This is a genomic window from Salinisphaera sp., assembly GCF_035690525.1.
GTDB lineage: Bacteria > Pseudomonadota > Gammaproteobacteria > Nevskiales > Salinisphaeraceae > Salinisphaera.
Map to the genome: position 1 here is coordinate 1 of NZ_DASSKM010000020.1, position 21,638 is coordinate 21,638.

At 65.1% G+C, this 21,638-nt stretch carries 18 protein-coding genes and 1 pseudogene; 14 read left to right on the forward strand and 5 right to left on the reverse strand.

Annotation, left to right across the window (positions count from 1 at the left end; translation table 11 throughout):
- The 10 genes from VFJ08_RS01210 to VFJ08_RS01255 all read left to right on the forward strand — a co-directional run.
- Positions 1-813: carbohydrate kinase family protein (locus VFJ08_RS01210; RefSeq protein WP_324994316.1), on the forward strand; the 813-nt coding region annotated here is incomplete at its 5' end.
- 34 nt (positions 814-847) lie between these two features.
- Positions 848-1,390, forward strand: a complete 543-nt coding sequence (locus VFJ08_RS01215; RefSeq protein ID WP_324994317.1) for a GNAT family N-acetyltransferase — start codon at positions 848-850, stop codon at positions 1,388-1,390.
- A 117-nt stretch (positions 1,391-1,507) separates the two neighbouring features.
- Positions 1,508-2,311, forward strand: a complete 804-nt coding sequence (gene lgt / locus VFJ08_RS01220; RefSeq protein WP_324994353.1) for a prolipoprotein diacylglyceryl transferase — start codon at positions 1,508-1,510, stop codon at positions 2,309-2,311.
- The gene (locus VFJ08_RS01225; protein ID WP_324994319.1) at positions 2,308-3,117 is read left to right on the forward strand and encodes a thymidylate synthase; all 810 of its coding nucleotides are present in this window, start codon (positions 2,308-2,310) and stop codon (positions 3,115-3,117) included. The genes lgt and VFJ08_RS01225 overlap by 4 nt, the downstream gene beginning before the upstream one ends.
- A gap of 96 nt (positions 3,118-3,213) precedes the next feature.
- Positions 3,214-4,929: a GGDEF domain-containing response regulator gene (locus VFJ08_RS01230; RefSeq protein WP_324994321.1), complete on the forward strand. Its 1,716-nt coding sequence runs from the start codon at positions 3,214-3,216 to the stop codon at positions 4,927-4,929.
- A 47-nt stretch (positions 4,930-4,976) separates the two neighbouring features.
- Positions 4,977-6,524 carry a sensor histidine kinase gene (locus VFJ08_RS01235; protein ID WP_324994324.1) on the forward strand — a complete coding sequence of 516 codons (1,548 nt, stop codon included), beginning with the start codon at positions 4,977-4,979 and terminating at the stop codon, positions 6,522-6,524.
- Entirely contained in the window at positions 6,524-7,021 is a 498-nt protein-coding gene (locus tag VFJ08_RS01240) for a dihydrofolate reductase (RefSeq protein WP_324994325.1), read from the forward strand. Before VFJ08_RS01235 ends, VFJ08_RS01240 begins: the two co-directional genes overlap by 1 nt.
- A gap of 49 nt (positions 7,022-7,070) precedes the next feature.
- The gene (locus tag VFJ08_RS01245) at positions 7,071-7,343 is read left to right on the forward strand and encodes an acyl-CoA-binding protein (RefSeq protein ID WP_324994327.1); all 273 of its coding nucleotides are present in this window, start codon (positions 7,071-7,073) and stop codon (positions 7,341-7,343) included.
- A gap of 195 nt (positions 7,344-7,538) precedes the next feature.
- Positions 7,539-8,387 carry an NAD-dependent protein deacetylase gene (locus VFJ08_RS01250; RefSeq protein ID WP_349256927.1) on the forward strand — a complete coding sequence of 283 codons (849 nt, stop codon included), beginning with the start codon at positions 7,539-7,541 and terminating at the stop codon, positions 8,385-8,387.
- 152 nt (positions 8,388-8,539) lie between these two features.
- Positions 8,540-9,766: a carboxylate--amine ligase gene (locus tag VFJ08_RS01255; protein WP_324994332.1), complete on the forward strand. Its 1,227-nt coding sequence runs from the start codon at positions 8,540-8,542 to the stop codon at positions 9,764-9,766.
- Positions 9,767-9,772: 6 nt separating this feature from the next.
- On the opposite strand, the gene VFJ08_RS01260 is transcribed toward VFJ08_RS01255, so the two are convergent.
- Genes VFJ08_RS01260 through VFJ08_RS01270 form a run of 3 tightly spaced genes read right to left on the reverse strand, consistent with a single transcriptional unit; the run spans position 9,773 to position 12,638 of the window.
- Positions 9,773-11,770 (reverse strand): hypothetical protein, encoded by a 1,998-nt coding sequence (locus VFJ08_RS01260; RefSeq protein ID WP_324994334.1) that lies wholly within the window; start codon positions 11,768-11,770, stop codon positions 9,773-9,775.
- A gap of 35 nt (positions 11,771-11,805) precedes the next feature.
- Positions 11,806-12,273, reverse strand: coding sequence for a hypothetical protein (locus tag VFJ08_RS01265; protein WP_324994336.1), 468 nt, complete (start codon positions 12,271-12,273; stop codon positions 11,806-11,808).
- A 5-nt stretch (positions 12,274-12,278) separates the two neighbouring features.
- On the reverse strand, positions 12,279-12,638 hold the full coding sequence (locus VFJ08_RS01270; RefSeq protein ID WP_324994338.1) for a hypothetical protein: 360 nt from the start codon (positions 12,636-12,638) through the stop codon (positions 12,279-12,281).
- A 69-nt stretch (positions 12,639-12,707) separates the two neighbouring features.
- On the opposite strand from VFJ08_RS01270, the gene maiA reads away from it, so the two are divergent.
- Both maiA and VFJ08_RS01280 read left to right on the forward strand, forming a co-directional pair.
- On the forward strand, positions 12,708-13,367 hold the full coding sequence (gene maiA, locus VFJ08_RS01275; protein WP_324994340.1) for a maleylacetoacetate isomerase: 660 nt from the start codon (positions 12,708-12,710) through the stop codon (positions 13,365-13,367).
- A 136-nt stretch (positions 13,368-13,503) separates the two neighbouring features.
- Entirely contained in the window at positions 13,504-18,297 is a 4,794-nt protein-coding gene (locus tag VFJ08_RS01280) for an NAD-glutamate dehydrogenase (RefSeq protein WP_324994342.1), read from the forward strand.
- Positions 18,298-18,324: 27 nt separating this feature from the next.
- On the opposite strand, the gene VFJ08_RS01285 is transcribed toward VFJ08_RS01280, so the two are convergent.
- Positions 18,325-18,615: a TM2 domain-containing protein gene (locus tag VFJ08_RS01285; RefSeq protein WP_324994344.1), complete on the reverse strand. Its 291-nt coding sequence runs from the start codon at positions 18,613-18,615 to the stop codon at positions 18,325-18,327.
- Positions 18,616-18,858: 243 nt separating this feature from the next.
- Between VFJ08_RS01285 and VFJ08_RS01290 the strand changes: the two genes are divergently transcribed.
- On the forward strand, positions 18,859-20,499 hold the full coding sequence (locus VFJ08_RS01290; protein ID WP_324994346.1) for a TIM-barrel domain-containing protein: 1,641 nt from the start codon (positions 18,859-18,861) through the stop codon (positions 20,497-20,499).
- A gap of 47 nt (positions 20,500-20,546) precedes the next feature.
- Here the strand turns inward: VFJ08_RS01290 and VFJ08_RS01295 are convergent, their stop codons facing one another.
- Positions 20,547-20,729 carry a hypothetical protein gene (locus tag VFJ08_RS01295; RefSeq protein ID WP_324994348.1) on the reverse strand — a complete coding sequence of 61 codons (183 nt, stop codon included), beginning with the start codon at positions 20,727-20,729 and terminating at the stop codon, positions 20,547-20,549.
- Positions 20,730-20,809: 80 nt separating this feature from the next.
- Here VFJ08_RS01295 and VFJ08_RS01300 point away from each other — a divergent pair.
- Positions 20,810-21,638: pseudogene (locus VFJ08_RS01300) on the forward strand (MFS transporter); the annotation flags it as partial.

A 21,638-nucleotide genomic window follows, 5' to 3' on the forward strand; every position in this document is an offset into this window, starting at 1 on the left:
ATGCGCCGGGAGTTCGGCGGCTGTGCCGGAAACATCGCTTATTCGCTGGCGCTGCTGGGCGGCGACGGCAAGGCTATGGGCACCGTGGGCAGCGATTTCGATGTTTATGCGGACTGGATGGACCAAAACGGCGTCAGCCGCGACTACGTCAAGCGTATCGACGAGGCCTATACCGCGCAGGCCTACATCACCACCGACATGGACGACAACCAGATCACCGCCTTTCATCCGGGGGCGATGAATTACGCGCACGTCCAGGAAGTGCCGCGCGATGCCGGCATCACGCTCGGCATCGTTTCGCCCGACGGCAAGGAGGGCATGGTTTCGCACGCCCAGCAGTTTGCCGATGCCGGCATCGATTTCATCTTCGATCCGGGCCAAGGGCTGCCGATGTTCAACGGCGGCGAGCTGAAAACGATCATCGACCAGGCCGCCTATCTGGCGGTCAACGACTACGAGTCGCAGCTCGTGCGCGATCGCACCGGCCTGGGCGAGGCCGAGATCGCAGCCAAACTCAAGGCGCTGATCGTGACCAAGGGCGCCAAGGGCTCGGTGATCTATGCCGATGGCAAGACGTACGAGATCCCCACCGGCAACCCGTCGGCCCTGTCCGATCCGACCGGCTGCGGCGATGCGTTCCGGGCCGGGCTGATCTACGGCCTACAGCAAGGCTACGACTGGGAGACCACCGGCCGCATCGCTTCGCTGCTGGGCACGATCAAGATCGAGCGGCCGGGCACCCAGAACCACACCTTCACCATGGATGAATTCAAGGCGCGCTATGCCAAGGAGTTCGGCCGCGAGCTGGGCTGAAGCGCTCGGCGCGGCGTGACCGGGAGCCATTCCGATGCTGACCGCCATGCCGCGCGCCATCGATACCGCGCGGCTGCACCTGCGCCCGCCCGAGCCCACGGATGCGGCCGCGATTTTCGCTTATGCCAGCGACCCCGTGGCCACTCGCTACATGATTTGGCCGACGGCCGAGGATATCGACGATACCCATGATTTCCTCGACGACGTAGCGGCCGGCTGGGCCGAGGGCGACGATTTCTGTTATGCGATCACCGACCGCGCGTCGGGCGCGGTGTGCGGCGCGGCATCCTGCCAATTCGATCAGCATGGCGCCGAGATCGGCTATATTCTTGCGCCGACGGTCTGGGGACGAGGCCTGGCGACCGAGGCGGCGCGCGCGATGCTCGAGGCGGCGTGGACCAACGCCGGGCTGTATCGCGTCTGGGCCACTTGCGACGTCGATAATCTAGCGTCGGCGCGCGTGCTCGAAAAGCTCGGCATGCGGCTGGAAGGGCGGCTCGCCCGGTGGGCGCCGTGCCCCAATCTTGGCGCCGGGCCGGCGCCGCGCGACGCGCTTTGCTATGCGCTCACACGCTGATCGGATGGGTCGGGCACGCCGGATCGAACAGGAGACCCGCAGTCTGGCGCACGTTCGATGATTCGTCGTCGGCTTTGATCGCCAACGCGCGTCCGCGTGCTGCTAAACTCCGCGCCCATGTTCGTACGCCCCGATTTCAACCCGGTCGCCTTTTCGATCGGCCCGCTGGCCGTGCATTGGTACGGCCTGATGTATCTGCTGTCGTTTCTTATCGGCTGGGGGCTGGGCATCGTGCGCACCCGTCAGCCGCACGTGCATTGGCATCGCGAGGAGGTCGGCGACCTTCTGTTCTATGTCGTGTTGGGCGTGGTCTTCGGCGGGCGGCTGGGCTATGTGCTGCTGTATCAGCCGGATTGGTTTTTTCATCATCCGTTGCAGATATTCGCCGTCTGGGACGGCGGCATGTCGTTTCACGGCGGCTTGATCGGCGTGTTTATCGCCGCGGCCTGGTTCGCGCGCAAGAGCGGGCGAAGTTTTTTCCAGATCACCGACTTCGTCGCGCCGATCGTACCGATCGGGCTGTTCTTCGGGCGGATCGCCAACTTCATCAACGGTGAACTGATCGGTCGGGTAACCGACGTGCCTTGGGCGATGGTGTATCCGCACGTCGGACCCGAGCCGCGCCATCCTTCGGAGTTGTACGAGGCCACGCTGGAAGGCCTCGTTCTGTTCGCGATTCTGTGGTTCTATGCGGCCAAACCACGGCCGCGCGCCGCGGTGTCCGGGTTGTTTTTGATCGGCTACGGCTGTTTTCGCTTTTTCTGCGAATTCTTTCGGCAACCGGATGCGTTCGCCGGTTTCGTCGCCTTCGGCTGGATGACGCTCGGACAGGTCTATTCGGCGCCGATGGTGGTCGTCGGTGTCGGTATCCTGATCTGGGCCTATACCCGGCGCGACCCGAATCGGGCGAGCACGGCATGAGCGCCGCGCTCGAACAGCCGTATCTCGACCTGATGCGCGAGGTGCGCGATCACGGCGCAACCAAGGCCGATCGCACCGGCGTGGGCACGAAATCCGTGTTCGGCCGCCAGATGCGTTTCGATCTCGCGCGCGGTTTTCCGGCGCTGACCACCAAGAAGCTGCATCTTAGATCGATCGTTCACGAGCTGCTGTGGTTCATCGCCGGCGATACCAATATCGCCTATCTGCGCGAGAACAAGGTGCGCATCTGGGACGAATGGGCCGACGAGAACGGCGATCTCGGGCCGGTTTATGGCTATCAGTGGCGTAGCTGGCCGGCGCCGGGCGGCGCATCGATCGATCAACTCGCCCGGGTAATCGATTCGATCCGGCGCAATCCGGATTCACGCCGGCATATCGTGACCGCGTGGAATCCGGCCGAAATCGACATCATGGCGCTGCCGCCGTGTCACGCGCTGTTCCAGTTCTATGTCGCCGAGGGCCGGTTGTCCTGCCAGCTCTATCAGCGCAGCGCCGATATCTTCCTCGGCGTGCCGTTCAATATCGCGTCCTACGCGCTGCTTACGCATATGATCGCTCAGGTCTGCGGTCTGGCGGTGGGTGAGTTCGTACATACCCTGGGCGATGCCCATCTTTACCTGAACCACCTCGAGCAGGTAGAGACCCAGCTTGCGCGCGAACCGCTCGAGCCGCCGCGGCTGCGCTTGAATCGGGCTGTTGACGATATTTTCGAGTTCCGGTTCGCGGATATCGAGCTGATTGATTATAAAAGCCACCCGGCGATCAAGGCCCCGATCGCGGTTTGATCCGGTTAGCCGGAATGGCGTCATAGCAGCATTTTCAGCGCGAGCGCGTTCAGTTGCAGTAAACTGCGTAGTTAAGGTTTCAATAAGAATACCGTCTTGAATCAGGGAACGGAGCCGATTCGCGTTCTTCTCGTCGAGGATAGCGCCGAGGATCGCGAGCGGCTGGCCAATCTGCTGGCGTCGGCGCAGGGCGTGCGCTATGTGTTGACGTTCGCCCACGATCACGTTCAGGCCGAACGGGAGCTCGCCCGCGCGGCCCACGATATCTGCCTGCTCGATTATCAACTCGGCCGACGAACCGGGCTGGAAGTGCTGGACGGCGCGGCCGCGCGGCGCTTCGCCGGTCCGATCGTGGTATTGACCGGCAACGACAATTACGAGATCGATCTCGCGGTGATGAAGGCCGGGGCGGTCGATTTTCTGGCCAAGGACGCGCTCACCGCCGTGCTTATCGAGCGCGTAATCCGATACTCGATTCGGCAGTACGCCGATCAGCAGCAGTTCATCTACTTGGCCGAGCACGATCAGGTCACCGGCCTGTTCAACCGCCGCGTGATTCAGGAGCGTATCGCGAAGAAGCTCGCCGAGGCGACCGAGCGGCAGGGCGCGTTCACCGTGATCTATTTCGATCTCGATGGCTTTAAGAGCATCAACGATTCCCTCGGACACAACATCGGCGACCGCGCGCTGGCCATGGCGGCTGAACGGCTGAACGACTGCTGCGGCTCCGGGGTGTTGCTCGGCCGCATGGGCGGCGATGAATTCGTGGCGGTCGCCGACGAGGCCGATACCGTGCGCATCGAAGCCGTGCTTGCCGACGTGCTGGCGCGTTTTCGCGTGCCGGTGGCCGTGCGTGAACATCGGCTGTGCGTGACGATCTCGATTGGCGCCGCGCGCTATCCCGAGGACGGCGCCGACGCCGTTACGCTGTTGGCCCACGCCGACGCGGCGATGTACGCCGCCAAGCGGGCCGGGCGCGACCGTTTCTGCTGGTTCGCCGGTATCGATCAACCCGATGAGGCGGAGCCGGTGGCGCTCGGCAACGAGCTGCGCCAGGCGCTCGAACGCGAAGAGTTGTACCTGGTCTATCAGCCGCAGTTCGAGCTGGAGACCGGGCGTATCGTCGGGCTGGAAGCGCTGGCGCGATGGCATCATCCGTGCCTCGGCCCGATCGCGCCGACGCGTTTCGTCGCGCTCGCGCAGGCGCGCGGCTTCATCGACCGGTTCAGCGACTGGGTTTTGTCATCGGCCTGTTGCCAGTATCTGGCCTGGCGCGACTATGGGCTGATCGATACCGATGTGGTGCTGGCGGTCAACGTCTCGGCCGAACGGGTGAGCAGTGCCGGTCTGCTGGCCAGCGTCCGACGGCTGATCGACGAGCGCGGCATGCCGCCGGCCTGTCTCGAACTCGAATTCAGTGAAGCCGCGCTCGATCTGGACAATCGGGTATTCGACGACTTGCTCGCGGCGCTAAAGAATCTCGGCGTTCGGGTCGTTATAGATGATGTCGGGCGGGGCCGCTCGACGATCCGGTCATTGACGGGCCGGGCGGTCGATGTGCTTAAAATCGACCTCGACTGCCTACGTGGCGTGGTCGATAACCCGAACGATCAGGCCATGGCCCGGGCGATCATCGCGCTGGGCGCGAGTCTGGGCATGCGCGTGGTTGCCGAGGGAGTCGAGAATGATGGACAGCGGCGTTTTCTGGCCGACAACCACTGCGGTTTCGCCCAAGGTTTCTATTATGCGCCCGGTCTGAGTACACCGGATGTGACCGAGCTTCTGGCCGGCGCCACCGTCCCGATGCGCTGATCGGGCTCGACCCGCGGGCGTTTTTACATACAAGCATCGGATGGCCAATGACGGAATCTTCGGCCAACGTCCCGTGTCCCGTTGCCGGCGACCATACCGGCAACGATACCGGCGGCTTCGCCGAGCAGGCGCTGGAATTGCTGCTCGCGCACGACACGACGCTGGCGCTATGCAGCCTGACGCTGGACGGGCGCGTGCGCATTTGGCACGCCAGTGCCGAACGCGTGCTCGGCCACTTTGCGGACGATGTGGTCGGCCGTCGGCTCGATCATCTGGCGCCGGCCGAGCATCGTCACCAGGGGCTGGTTACGCGGGCGTTGTTCGACGCTTCGGACAGCGGCGAGACGCAGCTCGACCTGCCGCTGGTCCGGCGCGACGGTCGACGCAAGACTTGTCGTCTCGAGATTCGGCCGCAGTTCGACGCCGAGCCCGGCTTCGCGGTACTGATACGCGAGACCGGGCCCGGATTCGATTCGCCGTGCCGGCGCCGGGCCCGGCATGACAGCCGCGCCGCGCATCGCGCCAATCTGACGCTGCTAGGCGGTGAGCCGGGCTGGATCGGACTCGGTATCGAGGCCGAAATCCAACACGTCAGCCCCAAGGGCGCCGAGGTGCTCGACGTTGCGGCCCGGGATTGGGTCGGTCGGCCGCTGAGCGATCTGCTGCGGCCGACCGACGCCAGCGACTGGTATGTTCTGCTGCATCGTGCGGTCGAAACCGGTGTGCCGCAGACGAGTGTGGTGGTCAGTCCCGACGCGGCTGCACAACATCTCTGTTGGCCGGCGACGGTGCTGGCGCTGCGTGACGGCGCCGATCACCAGATTGCCGGCTTTACGCTGGCGCTCGGCGCGCCGGAGGAAACCGCCGAACGGCGAACCGCGCCGGTCGCCGGTTACGAGCAGTCGGCCGAGCGCGCCTGGTTCAACGCCGTCGTCCACGACATGCGCGAACCGCTGCGCCGCGTACGCGAGTATGTCGATGCGCTGCGCTACGGCGAATCCGACCAGCTGAGTACGCGCGCCGTGGATTATCTCGGCCGGGTCGATAGCGCCGTGGAGCGACTGCAAAACAACATAGGCGGCATTCTACGGCTGGCCCGCATCGACAACGCGCCGTTCGTGCCCGAGCCCATCGATTTGACGGTGCTGATTCAAGCGGTGCTCGACGATCTGGAAATGCTCATCCATGATCACGGCGCGACGGTGGATGTTGGCCGTCTCGGCATGGTCGCCGGCGACCCGGTGCAGTTGCGGCTGCTGTTCCAGAACCTGATCGACAACAGCATTCGTTATCGTCGCCCGGGCGCGCCGCCTCGTATCCGCATCAGTCGGGCCGGAGGCGATGCCGACGCCCATCGGGTGCAGCTTCGTTACATCGACAACGCGCGTGGCTTCGAGGACCCGGAGGCCATGCTCGCCGGCCGGCACCGCGACAAAATCGAGGGCACGGGCATCGGGCTCGATTTGTGTCGGCGCGTCGCGCGCCGGCATCGCGGCGACCTGAAGATCGTTGAAACCCACAGCCAAGGCACGACGTTTCTGATCTCGTTGACTCGCCACGACGGCGCGAAAACGACGAACGCGAAGGAGACATAATGGGCGCACCGCGCATCAGCTTGATCGCCGCCATGGATACCCACGGCGTAATCGGCGCGCATGGCGGCATGCCGTGGCATCTGCCGGAGGATCTGCGCTGGTTCAAGCGGCAGACGCGCGACAAGCCGATCGTCATGGGCCGACGCACGTTCGAAGCGATCGGCCGGCCCTTGCCGCACCGCCGTAATCTGGTGATCACACGCAATGCGGCAATGGATGCCGAGGGGGTGGAAATTGTCGGCGATCTGGATGCCGCCGTCGCGCGCGCGGGCGATGCCGAGGAGCTCATGGTGATCGGCGGTGCGCAGATTTATGCGCTGGCGTTGCCGCGCGCCGACCGGCTCCTGATCACGCGTATCGACGCCGCCTACGACGGCGATACCTGGTTTCCGGAGATCGACTGGGCGCGCTGGCGGCTCGCCGCCGAGGCCAGGCATGCGGCGGACGGGAATACGCCGGCCTATCGCTTCATGACGTACGAGCGCGCTGCCGGTTAGACTTGACGGATCATATCCAGCAGTGGCCGCACGCGGTCGAGGAGCTTTCATGGCCGATGATCTGCAAGCCGAATTCGAGCAGGCCCAGAAAGACGTCGAAACGCTGTCCCAGCGCCCGAGCAACGACGATTTGCTCGCACTCTACGCGCACTACAAGCAGGCCACCGAAGGCGATGTTTCGGGCAAGCGTCCGGGCATGACCGACTTCAAGGGCCGCGCCAAGTACGATGCCTGGGCGAAGCTCAAGGGCCTGGACGCCGATGAGGCCAGGCACGGCTACGTGACCAAGGTGGGCGCGCTCTTGGACGGTGATCACGGCTAGGGCGTATTTGCTGCCTTATACCGGCTGCGGCTCCGGATCGCGCGACCGCGGTGCATCGCGACAAGCCGCGCCGGCGTAAATAACGCGACCCGCGCTACAGGCGCGCGCGGCGCATGATGCTTTGCCCGGGCGTCGACCGGCGCGCCGGGTTCGTTTTTCTGCCATGGAGTTGTCGTGACGGAAGTCGATGCGCTGATGGAGCCGCCGATCGACGCGCGCCAGTCGCACGTCGAGCGGCTTCGCGATTTTGTAAGCCGCCACCGGCGGCTTTTCGTGCTGACCGGCGCCGGCATGAGCACCGATTCCGGCATTCCCGATTATCGCGACCGCGACGGCGGCTGGAAAGGTGCGAACCCGATCCAGCATCAGGCGTTTATCAGTCAGCTCTCGAAGCGTCGCCGCTACTGGGCCCGCAGCATGGCCGGCTGGCCGCCGGTCGCCCGCGCGAAGCCCAATGCCGGCCATCGAGCGCTGGCGCGGCTGGGCGCGGCGGGTCGCCTGTCGCTGCTCGTGACGCAGAACGTCGATGGCCTGCATCAGGCCGCCGGCAGCGGTCGCGTGGTCGATTTGCACGGTCGGCTGGATCGCGTGATTTGTCTTGCTTGCGGCACCCGGCTGTCGCGCCACCGCGTCCAGGACATGTTGATCGAGGCGAACCGGGGCTGGCTGCACGATTCGAACGCGATGCGCCCCGACGGCGATATCGAACTGGGCGATGTCGACTACGCGGCCTTCAATGTGCCGGATTGCCCCTTGTGCGGCGGCATTCTCAAGCCGGACGTGGTCTTCTTCGGCGGCTCGGTGCCCAAAGCCCGGGTCGAGCGCGCCGGCGCCGGGTTGGCCGCGGCCGACGCCGTGCTGGTGTCGGGCTCTTCGCTCATGGTCTGGTCCGGCTTTCGTTTCGTACGCGAGGCCGCCCGCCGTGGCCTGCCGATTCTGATCATCAACCGGGGCCGCACGCGCGCCGACGATTTGATCAGCCACAAGATCGACGACGACTGCGGCGCCTTGCTGAATGCCGCGATCGACGGCCCCGGGAACTAACCAGCGGCTGGCCTGGTCGATGACCTGGCCGATAACTTGGCCGTTTCACCCGCGGCCATCGCCCGACAAATAATCGACGATCGCCAGGCCGCCGGAATAGCGGAAATACGCTTGTGCTATGGTCGGATAACGATTCGATCCACGGAGCCGAAATGGCAGAAAAGAATCCGGACAAAGGTTATATAGCCCTTTTGGGCTGGGCGCTCGGCGCCATCGAAGCGGCGGAGAAATTCGATCGCCGCTACGTGGTGATTGCGCCTGAATGGGCAGAGGATTACTGCCAGCAGCACGATATCCCCTACGTGCCCTGGAATTTCGAGCGGCTCAACGACCGCTCGATGGAAATTGCCGAAAAGCTCAAGGAAATGGGCGTCGACGCCGCCGTGCCGCTGTTCGAGGAAGTGGTCGAATGGGCGGGCGCGATCAACGCCGTGCTGATGGACAACCCGCGTCTGCACGGGCAGGCCGTGCTGTTTCGCGACAAGGCGCTGATGAAGCGCCGCGCCCAGCTCGGCGGTATCCGCGTCGGTATCTTCGAGGAGGCGCACGAAAAAGACGATGTCTATCGTTTCTTCAAGCGCGTGAACCAGACCCTGCTCAAGCTCGACGGCGATGTCGACGATCCGATCCATCTCAAGGCGTTCGACAAGGCCGGCTGTCTCGGCCATCGTATGATCCGCACCGCCGAGGAGATCGAGCAGATCCCGGAGTCGGAATACCCGCTGCTCATGGAAAGCCATTTGGACGGTTGGGAATTCGCGGTCGAGGCCTGGATATGGAACGGTAAGATCCAGTTCTTGAATATTTCGGAGTACGTCACGCTCGGCTACTCCGTCTTCGTGCCGGCAACCCCGGAGTTGGAGTCCTGGCGGGAGCTGATCACCCGACAGATCGAACTGCTGATCAAGACCTTCGATATCCACTTCGGCCAGATCCATCCGGAGTACTTCGTCACCTCCGACGGCACCATGTATTTCGGCGAAGTCGCGTATCGGCCGCCGGGTTTCAAGGCGTTCGAACTGATTGAGCGGGCCTACGGCTTCAACGCCTACCAAGCCTCCATGCTGGTGTTCGATCCGAAGACGACGGAAGAAGAAGTGAAGAATTTCTTCCCGACGCCGGTAACCGGCGCCAAGGGCTATGCCGGCTGCTTCGGCGTCTATCCGCGCCGGCGTGTGGTTTCCCAGCTCGATATTCCCGAGGAAGTCTCCGAACACGAATACTTCGACTACCACGAACTGACCGCGCCGTTGGCCGAAACCGTGACCAAGCGCAACGCCTTCGGCACCCACTGGGGGCTAGTGTTCTACTTCGGCGACGACCCGCACCGTATGCGCGACTGGCTGAAACACAACGAGGAACTGGATTTCTACGTCTAGCCAGCCTTAGTCGGCCCAGCGGAAGCGCCGTCCCCAACTGTTCTCGGCCAGTTCGCGGATGGCGGCCACGTCGGCGGCCGGCACCGATACCGGATCGCCGATCGCCTCGCTGCGGTAGTGAAAGACATAGAGCCGCGAGGCGAACTGGCCGAAGAGCAGCGAAGATTCGCCTTCGATCTCGCCGTTGCCGGCGGTCGCGGTTTCGATGCCCTGGCCCCAATTCTGGCCCTTGTCGCGGTTGGGATTGAAGAAATACACGCGCCAGTGACCGGCCGGATCGCGCGCGACGCGCTGAATGGAAACGGCGTGCCAGCCAATGTAGGTGCCGGTGGCGTCGGTGGCCGCGATGCCGCAAGGCTGGGCGTAGGCGACCCCGCGGCCGCCGTTGTAATCGGGATGATAACTGGCGTGAAACAGGCGCACGAAGCCATCGAAGCCGGCGATCGCGCCGTGGCCCACGTCGCGGCCCAGGTCGATCAGCTCGGCGAAGTCGGGCGCGACCCAAGGCCCGTGCATTTCGCGATTCACCCAGCGGTGGCCGTCGCCGGGCCGCCCGATCGTGCGCCGGCCCATCTCGACGTAGATCCGATCCAGATGCGGGGTGAGCACGAGCGACACGGGATCGAGTTCGGTGTGTAGCGTACGGGCCATGCCGGCGCCGGATTCGCTGGCGCGTACCGGCGCGCCTTCGAAATACAGCACCAGATCGTCGGTTTCAGCGGCCTCGACGAGCAGGGCGAGCAGATGCGCCGGATCGTTGCAGGCCCACAGGCTGATGGCGCGTGCGGCCTGGCAGGTCGGGTTGCGCCCCTGGTCGACCCCGCGCGGCTGCCCGAGCACGGCGAGCGCGCCGGCCACGAGCATTGTGTTCGCCGGCGGCGGGTCGGTGGTTGCGGCGGCCTTGACGAGAGCCTCGGTAACGGCCGGATGCACGCTCGCGAGCGCGAGGCGGCGCAGCCCGGGCAACCCACCGTTCAGGGCGGCCGGGCCGCGACCGATCAACCGCGACAGCCCGTAAATGGCCGGCGCCGTATCGCGGCGGATGCCGAGCTCGATGAGTTCGGCGATGGCCGCACCGTGCTCGGCGAACAAGCCGCGGCCGGTGGCGTCGAGCCCGAGCGCGGCCGACAGGGACTCCGGCGCGTTCTTGCTCAGATGATGCAACAAATCGGCATGGGTCGGTGCGACCAGGCCGTGCCGGTTCATGGCTTGGCCGAAAATCGCCGCCTGCTCGGCGAGCGCGGCCGCGTCGAGACCAATGAGCGCATCGGCATAATCGTCGCCGGCCTTGGCCGCCAACGGGCTCGGCGCGTGCAGGGCGGCCAACCAGGGCTGGGCCCGGTTCGCGGTATCGCCGCCGACCTCGCCGGCCTCGATCGCCCGCTCGACCGCGTTCAGAAGCGCGGTGACGCGAGTCGTCACGATCGGCCGCTGCGCCATCACGCGTGCGACTTCGGCGAGTAGAGCGTCGACGATGGCGGCCGAGCCGAGTCGCCGGAACAGAAAGCCGAGCAGCGCCTCGGCGCGCGCCAGCGCGGCGCCGCCAGCCTCGCGTGTCGCCTCGGTCGCGACCGGGAACACCAGATCGAGATGGGTGGCGAGTATCTCGTGGAGCATATTGCGGGCACAAGCCGCGTCGATACGATCGTTAGCCGCGCGCGCCTCGACGATCGCGAGCAGGCGCAACTCGCTCAGCGCCTCCATCGTCGCGTTGGCGCCGCCGGCACGCAGCGTCGGGCCGGCCAGAGCCGGTTCAAGCCCGGCGGGATCGAGCCAGTCGCCGCCGAGAAACACGCCGGCGGCCTCGAACTCCGGTGCGCGGCGATCCAGCACCGCGATGCCGGCCTCGTTGCGCAGCAGCTTCTGAGCGCGCGGCAACAACTGAATCTGATGCGAATATTTGGAGAATCCGGGCGCCGATGCCAGCCGATCCAGCGTCTGTTCGAAGTCGTCGATCAGACGCTGGGCAATGCCGGCCGGCGATGCGTTCTCGAAATCGGACATGATGGCCTCTTCAAATAGTCGCTAGTAGGTAGTCGCTAATAGGCGGGCGCGCCCTCCGCCCAGCGCAGGCCGCGGCGCAGCAGTCGCAAGCTGATCCAGAGCATGACCGCGAACCAGCCGAAGAAGAAGACCAGGCCGGCGCCGATCAGGGTTGGCCAGTGGCCAAGCGCCGGCCACGCGGCGGCCAGCGTCGCAATCGGATGGGGCGCATACAGCAGCGTGTTGATGACGGTCATGGTGTCGGTCAGAAGCGCCGGAAGGGCGGCGAGCGGGGCGAGCAGCACCAAGCACAGCGCGATTACCGACAGCAGATAATGAGCGGCCAGCCAGCGATGATGCGAACCGGGACAGTCGACGCCGCCCGCCGCGGCCAGAGCGTGCAGCGCGGCCAGCAGCAGCATGACCGGCAGCAGGATCAGGCCGACGCCGGTCCACAGCCCGGCGGTCAGGCCGGCGGCCACCAGATAGCCCAGCGTGACGCCGGACGAGGATGCGACGGCCACGGGCGTCAGACCGGCATCGGACGCCGGTCGGCGAAGGTGATCACGCCGCGAATAAGGCGATACAGGCACCACAGCCAGAGTACGCCATAGCCGATGAAGCCGATGACCACCGGCGTGAGCACCAGACAGACGAGGCTCCAGAGCAGGGTGAACCAGAAGGTCCGCATCAGCCAGCGATGGTGGCTCCAGGACACGCTGTGGCGCGCCAGCTCGCCCATCTTGATGTGGTTGATGATCACGCCGGCAATCGCGGTCACGAAGAAGAAACAGGCCAGGCCGTAGAGCACATAGGTGATCAGCAGCACATTGCGCTCGCTGTGCTCCACCGCGCTCGATTCGGCTTCGGCCACCAGATGTCGATCCATATTCATTACCTCCGGCATGTGCTTCGGCTTTGCTAGACTGCCACGGCAAGTTCGCGCCCGGTCCGACCCATGCTCAAGTTATTCACGCACCATCGCAGTGTATCGGCGCATCGCGTGCGTATCGCGCTCAATTATAAAGGTGTGGCCTTCGAATCGATTTTCACGGGGTTGGACGGCGCCGGCGAAGACCGGCGGCAGTATCGCGAAATCAACCCGCAAGGCCTGATTCCGGCGCTGTGGGTCGAGGACGATCTGGTCATCTCGCAGTCGTCCGCGATTATCGAATATCTCGAGGAGCGTTATCCCGACCGGCCGCTGCTGCACGGCGACATCGCGCTGCGCGCGCGTATCCGCTCGTTCGCCCAGATCGCGATCGCCGACACCCATCCGCTTAACAACCTGCGCGTGCTGCGTTATCTGCGCGACGAGATGGATGTGGCCTACGATCGGCGCCGGGCCTGGTTCGAACACTGGATTCACACCGCGTTCGGGCCGATGGAATCGCTGCTGGCCAAGCAGCCGGCCGGTGACTTCAGCTTCTGTTTCACGGCCCGCCCGAGCCTGGCCGACGTGTGTCTGGTGCCGCAAGTGTCGATGGCCGAGCGTTACGGGGTGAACCTCGGCCGCTATCCGATCCTCCGGCGTGTGTACCGCGCCTGCATGGCGCTCGGCGCCTTCCAGGCGGCCGCGCCGGACACCCAGGCCGACAGCGCCGTGCCGGCGCGCTGAAACCGGCGTGACCGCTTATCCGCGACGGCGGAACCCGCGTCGCGGCGCGGTCGGCGCGGCTAGGTGTCCGCATTGTCTTGTCGACCCGGGTACGGCGGGCGTAACGTCGCATCACGATCCGTGAAGCCGAGCCTTGATGAATAGCCAAACCGCCGCCGTGATCGCCGAAGTCCGGGCCTGTGCGAGCGAGGACACGGCGCTCGAACGGCCTGAGCTGATGATCGCCTTCGTCGAAACCTGTCTGGACGGCGTACCCGCACAAGCGCTGCGCGTGCGTTCGGTGCCGCGGCTGTACGAAGCGCTGCGTCATCATTTCGAGTTGTTGTGCCGGCCGCGCCGGCGCGGCGAGCACAGCGTGTCCCTGGAATCGATCGACGAGGCCGGCGGCGATTGCGATCTGGCGCTGCTCACGGTGGCCGACGACATGCCGTTTTTGGTCGACACGGTCGGTCTGGCGGTGCGCGGCACCGGCGCCGAAATCGACTGGATGATGCATCCCGTGGTCCGCGTCGAGCGCGACCGGGCCGGCGAACTGGTTAATGTCGGCCCCGCGAACGCCGACGGCCCTTCGGGAGACGAGGAATCCTTGATCCGCATCGAGTTCGCCGCGCCGGTCGGACTCGACGGCGACGCGTTGACCGAGCGCGTGGCGTCCAGCCTGTCCGATCTGGCCGCCGCGGTGGCCGATTGGCAACCGATGCGCCGTCGCTTGCAGACCGTGGTCGGCGAGCTCGAGGCGGCGGCCGGCGGGGTCGATCGCAACGAGCGCACCGAGACCCAGGCGTTTCTGTCCTGGCTGGCCGACGAGCATTTCACGCTGCTCGGCTATCGCTGCCGCGCGATCGAGACCGACGATGACGGCAACGACGCCATGGTCGACGTGCCGGGCACCGGGCTCGGTTTGCTGCGCGAGGATCGGCCCGGCGTCGATGCCGAAGGCTATGTGGCGCCGGCCGACGTGCTCGACGAATACACCCAGTCGTCGCGGCTGCTGGTGATCACCAAGGCCAACCAGCAGTCCTGGATTCATCATGCCGAGACCATGGACGTGATCGCCATCAAGCGGCTGGATACCACCGGCAACGTCATCGGCGCGCATCGCTTTCTGGGCCTGTTTTCGGGCGAGGCCTATCGCGCCAGCCCGCGTGATATCCCGATGCTTCGCCACAAGATCGCGCACGTGATGGCGCGCGCCGCGCTGCGGCCACGATCGCATGCCGCCAAAAGCCTGAGCTATATCCTCGAGACGTTCCCGCGCGACGAGCTGTTCCAGACCAGCGAGAACGAGCTTTACAACACGGTCATCGGCGTACTCAACATGCGCGAGACCGAGCCGCTACGGCTGTTCGTGCGCCGCGACCGCTACCGGCGGTTCTACTCGGCCATCGTCTATGTGCCGCGCGAGCGGTACACGGTGGCGCTGCGCGGCCAGATCCGGGCCGAACTCGAGCGCCATCTCGACGGTCGATGTCAGAGTATGGATGCGGAGTTCCTGCGTGGCGCGGTCGTGCGCCTGCATTATCAGATCGCCAGCGGAGAGACGCGCGAACCGGTCGACCTGCGCACGCTGGAACAGGCGCTGATCGCGATCACCCGGGCCTGGCCGGACCGGGTCGCGGCCGCCGCGCGCGAGGCCGGCGTGTCGCTGCCGGCCTACGCGCACGCCTTCGACGCCGCTTATCGCGAACGTTTCGATGCCGCGACCGCGGTCGCCGATGCCCGCGTGCTCGCCCTGCTGGACGAGACCAGCCAGCCGGTGCTGCGCGCACAGGCGCCCGAAGGCGATGTACTTACCGTCAAGCTCTACGGCGGCGGCGACGATCTGCCGTTGTCGCGCGTGCTGCCGGTGTTCGAGAATTTCGGCCTGTCGGCGCTGACCCAGCACCCGTATCGGGTGGCGCGCGCCGGTCAGAGCGTGCAGTGGATCCACGAGTTCGCGGTCGGCCACGGCCACGGCGAAGCGCTCTCGGACCCGGCGTGTCGCGACAACCTGGCCACTGCGTTTCACCAGATCATGGCCGGCACGGCCGAGGACGACGGCCTCAACCGGCTGATCATCGATGCCGGCTTCGCGCCGCGCCAAGTCGTTCTGGTGCGGGCGATCACGCGCTATCTCCTGCAGACCGAACTGCCGTTCTCGCCGGTCTATATCGGCGACCGGTTAACCGAGCACGCCGCGCTGGTCGCGGCGCTGATCGATCTGTTCGAAGCCCGGTTCGACCCGGATCGCACGCGCTCGGACGCCGCCGAGAACCAGGCACGCGCGACGATCGAGGCCGAACTGGACGATATCGCCAGCCTCGATGCCGACCGCGTGCTGCGTGCCTTCTACGGCGTGGTGGCGGCCACCTTGCGAACCAATTATTTTCAGCGCGACTCGGCTGGCGAGCCGAAGGCGTATGTCTCGATCAAGCTCGATCCGGGCGAACTGGTCGAGCTGCCCGAGCCGCGGCCGTGGGTGGAGGCCTTTGTCTACGCGCCGAGCGTGGAGGGCGTGCATCTGCGCGGCGGCCGGGTCGCCCGCGGCGGCCTGCGCTGGTCCGATCGGCGCGAGGATTTCCGTACCGAAGTGCTCGGCCTGATGAAGGCGCAGATGGTCAAGAACGCGGTGATCGTCCCGGTGGGCGCGAAAGGCGGCTTCGTCGCCAAGTACGCACCGGCCGACGAATCGCGCGAGGCGCGCCAGGCGCGCGGGGTTGCGGCCTATAAAATCTTTATCCGCGGGCTGCTGGACATCACCGATAACCGGGTCGGCGACGCTGTGGTCAAGCCAGACCGGGTGGTCTGTTACGACGGCGACGACCCCTACCTCGTGGTCGCGGCGGACAAAGGCACCGCCACGTTCTCGGACATCGCCAACGCGTTGTCGGCGGAATACGGTTTCTGGCTCGACGATGCGTTCGCCTCGGGCGGATCGGCCGGCTACGACCATAAGGTCATGGGCATTACCGCACGTGGTGGCTGGGAAAGCGTGAAGCGTCATTTCCGCGAGCTGGGGCGCGATATCCAGACCGAGGCCTTCACGGCGGTCGGGATCGGCGACATGGGTGGCGACGTGTTCGGCAACGGCATGCTCGCCTCCGAGCAGATCCGTCTGATCGCGGCCTTCAACCATCTGCATATCTTCATCGATCCGGACCCCGACATCGCCGCGGCCTACGCCGAGCGCAAGCGTTTGTTCGCCGGCCCGGCCTCGGGATGGCGCGATTACGATGAGCGCGTGATATCGCGCGGCGGCGGCGTGTTCGACCGGTCCAGCAAGGTCATCGAGCTATCGGACGAGGCCCGCGCCGCGCTCGGCGCCGAAGCCCGGCGGCTCGCGCCCGACGCGCTGATCAACGCCATCCTCAAGGCGCCGGTCGATCTGCTCTGGAACGGCGGCATCGGGACCTACGTCAAGGCGGCCACGCAGTCCAACGTCGAAGTCGGCGACCGCGCCAACGACATCCTGCGCGCCGACGGCCGCGAGCTGCGGGCGAAGGTGGTCGGCGAGGGCGGCAACCTGGGGCTGACCCAGGCCGGGCGCATTGAGTACGCCCTGAACGGCGGCCGGCTCAACACCGACGCCATCGACAACTCCGGCGGCGTCGATTCCTCCGATATGGAGGTCAATATCAAGATCGCGCTCGGCACGGTCGAGGCCGCCGGCCGTCTCGATCGCGAAGAACGCAACGCGCTGCTGGTCGAGATGACGCCGTCGGTGATCGATCTGGTGCTACGCACCAACTACCTGCAGACCCAGCAGATCAGTCTGATGGAAGCCGAGAGCGTGGCCCGCTTCGACGACCAGATCAGCTTCATGCGCGCGCTGGAGCGCGACGGCCGCCTGGACCGGCGGCTCGAAGGCCTGCCGGACGACGAAACCATCGAAACCCGCCGCCGCGATCGCGCCGGATTGACCCGACCCGAACTGGCGGTGCTGATCTCTTATAACAAGATCACCCTGGCAGGGGCCGCTCTGGAGGGCGGATTGGCCGACGACCCGTGGCTGGAACGCTGGCTCGCCGAGGGGTTTCCGCCACGGCTGGTCGAGCGCTTTCCCGATGCCGTCACCGAACATCGCCTCAAGCGCGAACTGATCGCCACGCTGGTGACCAACCAAATGGTCGATCGGCTCGGCATCGCCACCGCGCATCGGCTGCCGGCCGGCTTCGGGGCGCGCATGGAGGCCGCGGTGCGCGGCTATGTCCTGGCCGATGGCTGGCTCGACGGCGAAACGCTGTTCAACGCCATCGAAGCGCTCGACAACGTCATCCCGGCGGCCGACCAGTACCGGGCGCATCGCATCGTCATCGGCCTGCTCAAGCACGCCATGAACTGGTGGTTGACGACCAAGGAGATCGGCGACGAGATCTCCGATCTGATGGCCCGCTACCAGCCCGGCGCACAAGAGTTGCTCGCCGGGCTCGCCGGCCATCTGACCGGCAGCTACAGCGAGCGCTGGGAAAACACGCGCAGCCGCTGGCGGGCGATCGGCGTCGACCCGGCGCTGTCCGAGCGGCTGGCCTGTGCGGACGTCGGCGGCGGCATCATGGATATCGTCTCGCTCGCCGCGCACCGTGGCCGGGACGTGGCCGAGGTCGCCGCCATCTACTATCGGCTCGGCGATGTGCTCGGCGTGCCGTGGCTACAAGAAGCGATCCACCAACTGCCCGCCAACGGCCGTTGGCAGGATCTGGCGCGAACCAGCCTACGCAGTGATAGTTATCTCATCCATCAGCGACTGGTCGGTCAGGTGCTCGGATTGGAAGGCGACGATCCGCTGGCGCAATGGTGCGCGATGCGCGAACACACCATGGCCTTCGTCGGCGCACGGCTGGCCGAACTTCAGGCCATCGAGCAGCCGGCGCAGGAGCATCTCACGGTCGCGGTGCGCGATCTGGCGCGGCTCGGCCAGCCGGGGCCGTCCAACCTCGGCGGCGCCGCATGAGGCGATAGCGCCGGCTGCCGCTAAGCGTTAACCACCGGCATGTAGCTTTGCATTTTCTGCGTTGACGATACCGGCGGTAAGGAATAGGTCAATAAGTAGCCATACGCCGAGAATAGCCAAGAAGAAAATACCGATAATAAACATAACGGTCGCCCAACCAATAATGCTGAGTATGAGTTGAGTGATTCCCGTGCCGACGCGACCAAGATAAAAACGATGGATGCCCAGCCCACCGAGAAAAATAAGCAAGACGTAGGCGATGGCCATGGACTTTTCTTGCTTTACGACGATGACTTGTGCTTTGGCTGATTCCGTCATGTCTCCCCCTGTGAATTACGGAAATGCCACTATACCCCGCACGCGCGGCTAGCGCGTCATTCGACGCGATTATATCGGCAATGCGGAACCATAAACCCCCGCCGTGGCGCGCCCGGTCAAATTGGCGTTACCCGGAGTCAAGACGTGGCATTTGTATTTTGCCTATCGTCGATTGCGACGTTCGCCAGGCATGGTTCGATTTAGATCGGCCGGCGGACCCCGCGCAAAACAGGGGGAATAATCATGGCTCGGAGCAAATCATGGATTGCGGCCCTCGTTGCGGCTCTGGCGGCGGTCGCCGCGCTGTCCGGCTGCAACGATTCGGATCAGGACGATGTCGATATTCAGGCGTCGTCGCCGCAAGGGCTGCCGTCGCGGATTGCCCGGCTGGGCAATTACGAGATCACCAGCGCGGCAGGCGCGGTCCAAATCGTGCGCGATGGGCAAACGGTCTGGGCCACCACCGCCGCGCCGGTCACGCTCGCCCGGACGACGCTGGACATCGGCAGCGAGCGCGCGATTTACGAGATCGAGGAGAACCGCGCGCAAACCTGCAAGGGCGGGCGATTCACCCGAATGAAAGGCGTGGCGGACGATGTGCGGCTCGTCGGCGAATTCGATGACGGGGCGTGTAAAGGCGTGAGTTTCAGCTTGGAACTTTCGTCCACCGACGACGGACAGGTTCATTTCAAACTGTCCAGTAATAATCCGAAATTCAACGAAGTCGGCCTGTCCCTGGCCGTCGACGAAAATGAACAATTCCACGGTTTCGGCGAGCAGACGGAACAAAATCTGCGCGGTCAAAATATTCCGATCGTGATTCAAGAACAAGGAGTCGGCCGCGGCGGCGTGGTTTCCAAGGCGATCAACCAGCTGCAACTGCTGCCCCTGCCGGACGATCAGAAGGCACTAATCCGGTCCTTCGTTAAAGCGCAGGGCAACGCGGTGACCACCTACTACGCCGTGCCGCTGACCATTACCGGTCAAGGGGCGGGCATGCTGCTCAAGAATACCGGCTATACCCGCTTCGATCTCAGACCCGACGATCATATCGAGGTGCACGGTTTTGCCGGCAATCTCGACGGCCGTTTCTTTGGCGGCAAGAGCCAGCTCGAGGCGATCACGCAAGCCACTGAATACACGGGGCGTATGTCCGTGTTGCCGGACTGGACCCAGACAGGCGCGGTGATCGGGTTGCAGGGCGGTACCGAAACGGTCGAGGCGCGCTATCGGATGTTGAAAAAAGCCGGCGTACCAATCACCGGCCTGTGGCTACAGGACTGGGCCGGCGCCCGTAGTACCTATGGCGGTGCGGCTTCGATGACTTGCTGGAACTGGGAGCGCGACGACGATCGCTATCCCGGTTGGGATAAGCTGCGTCAAGAACTAACGGCCGACGGCGTCCGCCTGCTCGGCTACTTCAATCCCTATCTTGTCTCGAATGTGGACAAGTGCAATCCAGGCGCCCGGCGGAACCTGTACAAGGAGGCTCGGGCCAACGGTTATCTGGTCAAAAACAGCAGCGGCAAGCCGTATCAGCTCACGATCACCGACTTCGACGCCGGCATTGTGGATCTGACCAATCCGCAGGCTTTCGAATGGCTCAAAAATATTCTTGAAACACAGATCAAAAAGAACGGATTTTCGGGCTGGATGGCCGATTTCGCCGAAGGGCTGCCGTTCGACACGCAACTTGCCAACGGCAACAGCGGGCGCGCCGGCGCGGCGGTGCAGGCAATGGTACACGCCGGAGCGTGTTTCGAACCGCGCGCTACCGCGGTCGAGCGCTACGACGCGGTGTATCGCCAGGTTTATACGCGGCTTTACAGTGAACTCCGACCCACGCTACGACGGCTGCGGCGCGTGTTCGCGAGGTCCACGTAAAGTTCGCCGGCCGCGCTGCATCGCGACCGTACCCAAGTGTCAGACCGCTAAGCGGCCACCCCAAGCTGCCATTTGAGTTCGGCCCGCCCGGCGGGCGTCACCCAAACCGCGCGGGAATCGCTGGCCCGCCGCAGCCATTTGTTGTCACAGAACACGCGCAGCAGCGCGTTGCCCAGCGGCCCGGCCAGGTGGTGGCGGCGTTCGGTCCAATCCAGGCATTGGCGGGCCACACCCCGGCGTGTCGGCTTGAGCGCACAGACATCAAGACCGATATCGGCGAACCACTCGGCGCCGGCCGGAGTGATTTCATTATTTCCACGCCAATGTCGGCGCGCTGCAATGGGTCATGGACGGCTATAACCTGATCTACGCGGCGTTTTTGCTCACCAGTGGTCTGCTGGCCGACCTGTTTGGGCGGCGGCGTATTTTCATGGCCGGGGCGGCGCTGTTTGCCTCGGCCTCGATCCTCTGCGCGTTATCGCCCAGTATTCCAATTTTAATCGCCGGCCGGGCGCTCGCCGGCCTGGGCGCCGCACTCGTATTGCCGGCTTCGCTGGCGCTGCTGCGTGTAGTCTGGCCGGAAACGAAGGCCCGCGCCAAGGCCTTAGGTATCTGGGCGGGCTGCAACGGCCTGGCGCTGGCAATCGGTCCGACCCTCGGCGGGCTGCTGACGACGTACTTCGGCTGGCGCAGCATCTTTTTTCTGGTCGTACCATTGGGGCTCGTGGCGTTGGTAGCCGCGCCGCTGTGCGTGCCAGAATCGGCCGGCCCGAAAGGGCGCCGCTTCGATGCAAGCGGCCAGATTCTGGGCGCGCTGGCGCTCGGCGGGCTCGCGCTGGCCGCCATCGAGTCGCACCGCTGGCCTATTCTCGCCGCAGCCGCCGGTGCCGGTGCCGCGCTGGCCTTCGGGCTGTTTGTCTGGGTCGAAGCTCGGCTCAGGGCCGCCGCGCTGGTCCCGCTCGATCTCTTTCGGATGCCCGCGTTTGTGGCGGCGATGACCGCCACTGGCGGCATGACATTCGGCATGTATGGTCTGCTGTTTCTGCTGCCACTGACCTGGCAGAGCACGGACGTGCTGGGCCCGATAGGCGCCGGTCTTGCTCTGATGCCGATGGCGCTGGTGTTCGTGGCCGTATCGT